Origin of the sequence: Kitasatospora sp. NPDC059577, assembly GCF_042735475.1 — a bacterium.
Taxonomy (GTDB): Bacteria; Actinomycetota; Actinomycetes; order Streptomycetales; family Streptomycetaceae; genus Kitasatospora.
Genome location: NZ_JBHWBZ010000072.1, coordinates 15,758 through 21,611, shown reverse-complemented (window position 1 = coordinate 21,611; position 5,854 = coordinate 15,758). Strand labels below are relative to the sequence as shown.

Genomic DNA, 5,854 nt, shown 5'->3' with positions numbered 1-5,854 from the left:
GGCGGGCCCCGCCGGGGGGGTGGGGGTGTGGGGGGGGCGGGGGGGGGGGGGGGGGGGGGGGGGGGGGGGGGGCGCCGGGGCGCCCGGCGGGGGGGGGGGGGGGGGGCCCCCCCCCCCCCCCCCGGGGCCGGGCGGGCTAGGCGGCGATGGCGAGGACCTGCGGCTGCGCGAGCGTCTTGTACACGGCGGTGCGCAGCTCGATCGAACGGTCGAGTCTCGCCGCGTTGAAGTAGAGATGACTGTGTATCAACAGCTCGTGGTCCACGAGGAGTTCGAGTTCCGGGTGGAACGAGAACGGGATGATCGAGCCGCTCGCGCAGCCGCTCAACCGCTCGGCGGTGGTGCGGTCCGCGAAGCCGACCCGACTGGATCCGAGGGCCCGGCCGACGGCGTCGAGGTCGACCCGGCGGTCGCCCGGCACCACGGCGAGCGCGTACCGTCCGCCGCCGTCCTGTTTGCTGCGCTTGGCCCGGACGACGATGGACTTGGCGGCCTGCTCCAGCGGGTGGCCGCGCAGCTCGCTGGCGAGGGCGGTGTTCCCCTCCGGCTCGTGGCAGATCGTGCGGTAGGCGGCCGGGTCCGCCGAAAGCAGGTCCAACAGCCTGCTGTAGGTGGAGAGTTCAGGGAGCTCGGGAAGGTCGGGGAGTTCGGGGAGTTCGGGGAGTCCGGCGGGGGTGGCGGAGTCGGACGGGTCGGAAGAGTCGGCGATCCCGGTCGGTCGTCCGTCGGTGGCCGGGCTCGTGGTGGACAGGGCAGGGGTCATGGGTGCGGTCCTCACAGACGGGCATCGGGGCGTGGAGCGGCCCGCGCCCTGCCTGCGCAGCACGACGGGCCGTCGTTCTGGGCCTTGCCTGGTGCTGTGGTGCGGTCGACCGTCCCGGGGGGTGCGCGGTCTGCCCTGCCGCGCTCCGAACGGATGGTGCGGCGAGGGTCGGGCCCGTGCGGGCTCCCGTGTGTTCGGCGCCTCCGGGACCGGGCCATCGTACTCCGGGGCCGGGCCCGGGGCGGGGCCCGATCTGCCGGTTGACCGGCAGCTTTGCGGATCGGGACCCGCCCTGGGGAGCCCCGTTGCCGGAGGCGCCGGCCGCCCGGTCCGGGCCGCCGCCGGCTACTGGTCGAGGTAGGTGAGGACGGCCAGCACGCGACGGTTGTCGGTGTCGGTCTGGAGGAGGCCGAGCTTGCCGAAGATGTTGCCGATGTGCTTCGCCACGGCCTTCTCGGTGATGAACAGGGCCTGGGAGATACCGGCGTTGGAACGGCCCTGGGCGAGCGCTTCGAGGACCTCGCGCTCGCGGTCGGAGAGGGCGGCCAGGGCGGTGTCGCGCCCCTTGCGGACCAGCAGGCCGGAGACGACCTCCGGGTCCATGGCGGTGCCGCCGGCCGCCACCCGGTGGATCGAGTCGAGGAACTGGGCGCCGTTGGTGACACGGTCCTTGAGCATGTAGCCGACCCCGCGGCCGCCGGTGGCGAGCAGTTCCCGGGCGTAGAGGGGCTCGACGTACTGGGAGAGGAGCAGGACGGGGAGGCCGGGGTCGGTGCGGCGGGCGGTGAGGGCGGCGAGCAGACCCTCGTCGGTGAAGGTCGGCGGCAGCCGGACGTCGATGATCGAGACGTCCGGCCGCTGCTCGGTGAGGGCCCGAAGGAGGTCCGGTCCGTTGTCCACGGCGGCCACCACCTCGTGGCCGTACGCCTGGAGGAGTCGGATCAGGCCGTCCCTCAGGAGGAAGTGGTCCTCGGCGAGGACAATGCGCACGGAAGCTCCATGGTCACCGTGGTGGGGCCGTTGACGGGGCTGCTGACGGCGACGATCCCGTCGAAGGTGGCGAGCCGCCGTTCGACGCCGCGCAGTCCGGTGCCGAGACGGGCGTCCGCGCCGCCCCGCCCGTTGTCGGAGACGGTGACGCGCAGCACGCCGCGATCGTAGCGGAGGTCGATGTGGGCGCGGCCGGCGTCGGAGTGCTTGGCGACGTTGGCGAGGAGCTCCGAGACCGCGAAGTAGGCGGCGGACTCCAGCGGCATCTCCGGGCGGCCCGGCAGGTCCGCGGTGACCTCGGTGGGGACGGGGCTGACCATGGCCAACGCCCGGACGGCGTCGACGAGTCCGCGGTCGGCCAGGACCGGCGGGTGGATGCCGCGGACCAGGTCGCGGAGCTCCTCCAAGGCCTTGGCGGAGGACTGGCGCGCCTCGACCAGCAGGGCGCGGACGGCCTGCGGATCCCGCTCCAGCAGGTGCTCGGCGGCGTCCAGGGTCATGCCCATCGCGACCAGGCGGGCCTGCGCGCCGTCGTGCAGGTCGCGCTCGATCCGGCGGATCTCGGCCATCCGGGTGTCGACCGCCGCGCTGCGGGTGGTGGTCAGGTGGGCGATCCGACCGGCCATCAGCTCCTGCTCGCTCGGGGCGAGCATCGCGCGGGTGTAGCGGGTGTGGCGGTGTACGACCCGCGGCGCCAGCCAGAGGGCGAGCGGCAGTTGGAGCACGCCGAGGAGGCCGGCGAGGGCCGCGGTGACCGGGCCTTCGATCGGGATGAACTCGTACCAGAGGCCGTCCAGGACGGTGGACAGCCGGACGCCGAAGAAGGCCAGGAAGACGCCCCAGAGGCCGCTCAGCACGAAGGCGACCGGCAGGAAGGCGAGGAGGCCGCCGACGACCGGCTCGGTGAAGATCCAGGCGAACTCCCGCCGGGTCTGCGGGTCGCCGGTGATCCAGCGGTAGCGGGCGATCATGCCGGAGGCGCCCGCCGGCACCTCCGGCAGCGGGCCGGGCGGGCCCGGTATCCGCACGCCGGACCAGTCCTCGGCCAGCGCCCGTTGACGGTCCGCCAGTGCGCGGACGCCCGCCATGGCGCGCGGCACCAGGCCGAGGCCCGGGCCGACCAGGGTGATCGCCCCGGTCACCCCGAGGGAGTGCCCGAGGGCGACGAAGGACAGGCGGCAGAGTGTCAGCGCCCGCCGCAGACCGGTGAGTCCGGCGGGGATCGAGAACCCCCGGACCTCGACCGGTGCGGGACCTCCCCCGGGTTCCATCGTGCCGTCCATGGACGTGCCCCTCCCTGTGGTGCCGTTGTGGTGCCGTCGTGGCGCCCCGGCCGCGACGGCCGTGCAGCCATTCTGGCGAGCGCGGGGCGGGGGTGTCGGTGGGAGAAACTCCCCTCTTTTCCCGGCCGGGGACGATCCCGCGGGGGCCGGCGGCTCAGCGGGTGGCGTGGCGTATCGCGCCCACGGCGAGGACTCCCAGCGCCAGGGCGGCGGCGAGGCCGGCGACCGCCGCCGGGGCCGGGGCGCCGGCCCCGGAGACGCCGAGGAAGTCCAGGCCGCGGACGTGGTTGACCATCCCGTACCAGAGCAGTGGGTAGACGGTCTGGAACAGCCGGGGACCGCGGGCGACGGTGCCGCAGAGCATGGCCAGGGCGGGGACCAGCAGGGCCCCGGCCAGCGCGCCCGCGGCGGCCCGGGTCTCCCCGGCGCCGAGCAGCCGGACCACCGGCCCGGCCACCACCGCCAGCGCCGGGACGATCCCGGCGAGCAGGCCGGCCAGTGTCCGACGGAGCGGGGACGGACAGGCGCCCAGCAGTTCCTCGACGCTGCCGCCGTCCGCGCGGTGGCCCATCCGGGACCAGAGCAGCACCGGCCAGAGCACGGCGAACGGCAGCACCGCGTGGCTCGGCCCGTCCGGCGCCACACCCAGCGCCAGCGCCGCGATCGCGGCCGCTCCGGCCCACCAGGACCGCTGCCCCCGGACCAGGATCCGTAGCTCCCCGGCGAGCGCGGCGAGCACCGTGCCGCCCCTGCGGGCCGGGGTCAGCCGGGCCGGATCCCGGGCGAAGTCGGCCGGCCCGGCCTCCGGGGCCGCGCCGCCGCCGTCCTGCCGTGGGCCCCTGCGGCCCCACCCGCCCGGGCGCACCCCCGTCGCGCCCGGGCGGAGTCCGGTCGGGGCCGGCCGGGACTCCGCCCCGTCGAAGCGCCGGAACCACAGCGCCCCGAGCAGCGCGAGCCCGACCGCCGCCGCGATCAGCAGCAGCCCCGTCCGGGCGGGCCCGCCAGCCTCGACCGCCCCGAGACCGGGCCAGTCGAAGGTGCCGAGCACCCGGTTGTCCGCCGTCAGTCCGACCCCGAACTCGACGCCGTCGACCGGCCGCCCACTCGCCGCGATCACCTCCCGGATCGAGGCGGTGATCCGCCGCATGCCCAGGAGGTCCGGACCGCCGCCGGTCTGCGCGCCCAGGACGAACACCAGCCAGACCGCGAACCACACCATCGACCCCAGGCCGCCGCGCAACCCCGGCAGGGTGTCGAAGAGCACCGCGCACCCGGCCACCGCCGCCAGCAGCGGCAGCGTGATCAGGACGTACGGCAGCAGCAGCCGCACCACGTCCACGTGGCCGGAGTCGCCCTTGAGCAGCTGCACGCCGAGCGCCGTCCCGGCCAGGGCAGCCAGCATCGAGCCGAACAGCAGCAGATTGCTGCCGAACTTGCCCGCCAGGTAGGCGAACCGGCCGATCGGCGTGGCGGCGAGCAGCCGGCCCACGCCGCCCTGCTCGTCCCGGGGGATCGCCCCGCGCGCGATGCCGAAGCCCGCCAGCGAGAGCCAGACCGCGCCGCCGAGCGCCGTCACCGTCCCCACGTAGCCGCTGGTGTAGCGGCCGTGCAGGTCGGTCACCTGGAACACCTCCCAGCGGGAGTCGCCGACCGGCGCGGCCAGCAGCCCGAGGGCGAGCGTGCCGAGCAGCACGACCAGGTAGCCGGGCCGCCGCCTACGCTCCCGGAAGTCGGCCAGGGCCAGCGCCCCGATGCGCGTCACCACGCCGCCACCTCCTCGGCGGCCGGGGCGGCGGTGAGCAGCAGGTACGCGTCGTCCAGCCGGGGTGCGACGGGCTCCGCCTCCGGGGCGGGCCGGGCCGCGGACAGCACCCGCGCCCGGACGCCCTGCGGGGTGCGGGTGGTGCCGCCGAGCAGGAACCGGGAACGCAGCGACGGGAGCCGGTCGGCCGCGACGGTCAGCTCCCAGACCGAGCCCTCCGCGCGGCGGAGCAACTCCTCCGGGGTGCCGTGGTGCAGCAGCCGGCCGTGTCCCATGACGGCGATCCGGTCGGCGGTGGCGGCCACGTCCGGCACGATGTGGGTGGACAGCACGACGATCCGGTCGGCGCCGAGGCCGCTCAGCAGGCTGCCGAAGCGCAGCCGCTCCTCAGGGTCCAGCCCGACCGTCGGCTCGTCCACGATCAGCAGCGCCGGGTCGTTCAGCAGGGCCTGGGCGATGCCGACCCGCTGGCGCATCCCGCCGGACATCGCCCCGAGCCGCTGCCCGGCCGCGCCCGACAGGTTGACCAGGTCGAGCAGTTCGGCGATCCGGGCCTGTGCGGGGCGCCGGCGCATCCCCTTGGCGGCGGCCAGGTAGCCGAGGAACTCACGGGCGGTGAGCTGCGGGTAGACGCCGAAGTCCTGCGGGAGGTAGCCGACGGTGCGGCGCAGCGGCCCGGGGTGCCGGGCGGTGTCGACGCCCTCCCACAGCACCTGCCCCGAGGTGGGCCGGGTGACCGTGGCCAGGACGCGCATCAGGCTCGACTTGCCGGCGCCGTTGGCACCGAGCAGGCCGAGCACGCCGGGCCGCAGCGTCAGCGAGAAGGAGTCCACCGCGCGCTTGCCGCCGCGGTACTCCTTGGTCAGGTCGAGGATCCGGAGTTCGGTCACGCACCGAATGCTTCCGGGCCGGTGCGTTCCGCACATCTGCCGTTCGGCAGAGATCCGCGGGGTTTCCGAGCGGAAACGGGGGGGGGGGGGGGGGGGTTGGGGGACCCCCCACCCCCCGAGACCCCCCGCGGCAGAAACGGCCGACGGGGGCCCCCGCGGGGCCGGG

General features: G+C 75.7%; 5 protein-coding genes. All 5 read right to left on the bottom strand.

All coding sequences use genetic code 11. The annotated features are described in order from the left end of the window. Nucleotides 1-136 precede the first annotated feature (136 nt). The 5 genes from ACFV0O_RS36240 to ACFV0O_RS36220 all read right to left on the bottom strand — a co-directional run bounded on the left by ACFV0O_RS36240 (nucleotide 137) and on the right by ACFV0O_RS36220 (nucleotide 5,688). Nucleotides 137-763 (bottom strand): YbaK/EbsC family protein, encoded by a 627-nt coding sequence (locus ACFV0O_RS36240; RefSeq protein WP_380348318.1) that lies wholly within the window; start codon nucleotides 761-763, stop codon nucleotides 137-139. A gap of 345 nt (nucleotides 764-1,108) precedes the next feature. Further along, entirely contained in the window at nucleotides 1,109-1,753 is a 645-nt protein-coding gene (locus tag ACFV0O_RS36235; RefSeq protein ID WP_380348317.1) for a LuxR C-terminal-related transcriptional regulator, read from the bottom strand. After that, entirely contained in the window at nucleotides 1,717-3,036 is a 1,320-nt protein-coding gene (locus tag ACFV0O_RS36230) for a sensor histidine kinase (protein WP_380348315.1), read from the bottom strand. The genes ACFV0O_RS36235 and ACFV0O_RS36230 overlap by 37 nt, the downstream gene beginning before the upstream one ends. A gap of 154 nt (nucleotides 3,037-3,190) precedes the next feature. Next, a complete protein-coding gene (locus ACFV0O_RS36225; RefSeq protein ID WP_380348313.1) occupies nucleotides 3,191-4,801 on the bottom strand; it encodes an ABC transporter permease in 1,611 nt (536 codons plus the stop codon). Then, a complete protein-coding gene (locus ACFV0O_RS36220; protein ID WP_380348311.1) occupies nucleotides 4,795-5,688 on the bottom strand; it encodes an ABC transporter ATP-binding protein in 894 nt (297 codons plus the stop codon). The genes ACFV0O_RS36225 and ACFV0O_RS36220 overlap by 7 nt, the downstream gene beginning before the upstream one ends. Nucleotides 5,689-5,854: the final 166 nt, after the last annotated feature.